This is a genomic window from Niastella sp., assembly GCF_045805085.1.
Lineage (GTDB): Bacteria > Bacteroidota > Bacteroidia > Chitinophagales > Chitinophagaceae > Niastella.
Window position 1 is genome coordinate 1 of the sequence record NZ_JBJMLX010000032.1, and the last position, 2,830, is coordinate 2,830.

The window sequence follows — 2,830 nt, forward strand, 5'->3', positions numbered from 1 at the left end:
AGAAGGCAGAAGGCAGAAGGCAGAAGGCAGAAGGCAGAAGGCAGAAGGCAGAAGGCAGAAGGCAGAAGGCAGAAGGCAGAAGGCAGAAGGCAGAGAAAATCCCAGCCGTGCAAGATAGTTATTAATTGAAAAATTCGCGAGCCATTGCCGATTCACGATTGCCGATTCACAAATTCACCTACTTCAGTTGTATTCTACCAGGGTTTTTAGCTATAAAGTCCTCCCATCCTTTCAACTTCTTACCAGCAGTTTTAAGCAGTGAATTATCCTGGAAGTGATGGCAAACCGCCACAGCCAGGGCATCGGAAGCATCCAGGTATTTTATGTCGGTATTATGTTGAATGTTTAAAATGCGTTGCAGCATTTGCCATACCTGTTCTTTTCCCGCATTACCATTACCGGTAATGGATTGCTTTACTTTTTTGGGCGAATATTCAACCACTTCCAGCCCGGAATTCATAGCGGCAGCAATGGCTACGCCCTGGGCCCGGCCTAATTTCAGCATACTTTGTACATTCTTCCCAAAAAACGGCGCCTCAATGGCAAAACTTGCAGGCTTATACTGTTTAATAAGCTCGCTTACCTTTTGATGAATAAGCTGCAAGCGCTCATAATGGTCTTTATGGGCGTTTAACTTCAAAGTACTCATCTCCAGCAGCTTTATTTTTTGCTGGGAGATAACAATAAGGCTATACCCCATGAACAAGGTGCCGGGGTCTATGCCAAGAATTATTTTAGAAGGTGTTTGCAAGGAGCCTTGGGATTGGATTACTTTGTGAACTTATTTGGTGACGTTGAACAAAAATATCAAAATTCTTCTCAACTATGTGGTAGGACCGCTGGTGTTTTGCGTGCTTTGCTGGTCAATTTATCAGCAATTAATGAAGCAGCAAAACTGGCAGGGCTCATTACAGCAGGCCTGGCGGGCAATTACCGGCCCTGAAGCATGGAAACTGTGGTTAACGGTGATACTTATATTTGCTAATTATGGCCTGGAAGCCCGTAAATGGCAGGTGGTTGTAAAGCAGGTACAGCCCACATCGTTTGTACAGGCATGCAAAGCCGTGTTTACAGGAACAACTTTAGCATTTTTTACACCCAACCGCATAGGGGAATACATGGGACGCATATTATATCTGGGTGAAGGCAAACGAATGCAGGCAATTTCTCTTACTATTGTATGCAGTATGGCGCAATTGCTGGTTACCTGGGTTGCAGGAATTGGCGGAATTTTATATTTGATGGCCTATGCTAATACAGAATTGCTTCATACGTTTGCAGGGCCCTGGATGAAGATGGTGTTATGTTTTACAGTCGGGGCTGCAATAGTTTTAACATTATTTTATTTTCGTTTAGCAGGCCTGGTAAGATGGATGGAAAAGATCCGCTGGTTACAAAAACCGGTTGCATACATCAGAGTTTTAGAAAGTCTTAACGCAACTATTTTAATTCAGGTTTTGTCTTTATCTGTACTTAGATACAGCGTTTTCTTAGGGCAGTATTACCTGCTGTTTGATGTGTTTGATGTGCATATAACTGCTACGCAGGTTGCAGGCGCTGTAAGTGTAATGTTCCTGGTTTTTTCAATAATACCGTCTATAGCTGTTATTACCGATCTGGGGATGCGATGGAAAGTCGGCATTGAAGTGGTACAACTTTTTGATAGTAATATTTCAGGAATTCTGGCAACCTCTCTGGCAGTATGGATCATAAACCTGGTGGTACCGGCATTGATAGGGAGTTTGCTGATTTTAGGCATGAAACTGTTTAATAATAGAAAATAGTACACCGGCCCGGACGTCAACCTTATTAATTGGATTTAATTGAATAGCGTTACATGAAAGCAAACCGACCACTCGTATTCCTGCTGCTTATAATTGTTAGTTTTCCGCTGAGAGCCGGGGATGGCTTTTGCGACATCCGTAATTCCGCTTTTTCAACTGGCGAGCAGATCACTTTAAAGGTATTTTATACAGTAGTAGGCGCCTATTTCGGAGCAGGGGAGGCAAACTTCAACACCACGTTGGAAAAGGTAAATGGCAAACCGGTTTATCACATCGTGGGCGATGGCAAAAGCTACAGCTTTTATGATAATTTCTTTAAGGTGCGGGATAAATATGAAACCTTTATAGATACAGCCACCATGCAGCCGTACCGGTTTATTCGTAATGTGTACGAAGGGGGCTATAAGAAGTATGAGAATGTAACCTTTAATAAAACTACCAACTCTGCTGTAACCAACCAGGGTGTATACAAAGTGCCCGAATGTGTGCAGGACGTATTAAGTGCGGTGTATTACTCCCGCAACATTGATTTTAATAAAATGAAGGTGAACGACAAGATCAACTTCTCCATGTTCCTTGATAATGAGGTGTATGAAATGTACATCCGGTACCTCGGCAAGGAAACCATTAAGACAAAATATGGTAAATTCAGGGCTATAAAATTCAAACCGCTCCTCATTAAAGGAACCATTTTTGAAGGCGGGGAGAAAATGACGGTTTGGGTAAGTGATGACAGAAACCATATTCCCATTCGAATAGAAAGTCCCATTTCTGTTGGCAGCGTAAAGATCGATATGATCAGCTACCACAATTTGCGCTATCCTTTAACTTCCCTTGTAAGTCTGTAGTCAAACAAAAAATGAATTAATCATGTAACTAACTGGTTTACAAGACCGGTTTTTTTATTTCTTTACCTCCCTGATAAATTTAGTATCTATTATAAACAAATTAGATAGCCCCCGACCGAAGAGTCGGGGGCTTTTTCTTTTTATCGTACCCAGAATATTCCAATACGAACCCATTAAAAACAAAGATTATGACCAGAG

The 2,830-nt window shown here is 41.9% G+C and carries 3 protein-coding genes; 2 read left to right on the forward strand and 1 reads right to left on the reverse strand.

The window, feature by feature from the left end; all coding sequences use genetic code 11:
* Window positions 1-178: 178 nt before the first annotated feature.
* Window positions 179-751 carry a crossover junction endodeoxyribonuclease RuvC gene (gene ruvC, locus ACJ751_RS01490; protein ID WP_407743604.1) on the reverse strand — a complete coding sequence of 191 codons (573 nt, stop codon included), beginning with the start codon at window positions 749-751 and terminating at the stop codon, window positions 179-181.
* Between the two features lie 43 nt (window positions 752-794).
* Here ruvC and ACJ751_RS01495 point away from each other — a divergent pair, with 43 nt between their 5' ends.
* Together ACJ751_RS01495 and ACJ751_RS01500 are read left to right on the forward strand one after the other, a co-directional pair.
* Window positions 795-1,784 (forward strand): lysylphosphatidylglycerol synthase domain-containing protein, encoded by a 990-nt coding sequence (locus ACJ751_RS01495; protein WP_407743605.1) that lies wholly within the window; start codon window positions 795-797, stop codon window positions 1,782-1,784.
* Between the two features lie 53 nt (window positions 1,785-1,837).
* Complete coding sequence (locus tag ACJ751_RS01500; RefSeq protein WP_407743606.1) at window positions 1,838-2,632, forward strand: DUF3108 domain-containing protein; 795 nt, start codon at window positions 1,838-1,840, stop codon at window positions 2,630-2,632.
* Window positions 2,633-2,830 lie beyond the last annotated feature (198 nt).

Coding starts and splice junctions, on each gene's coding strand:
- ACJ751_RS01500 (WP_407743606.1), top strand. CDS start 1,838: ATGAAAGCAAACCGACCACTCGTATTCCTGCTGCTTATAATTGTTAGT.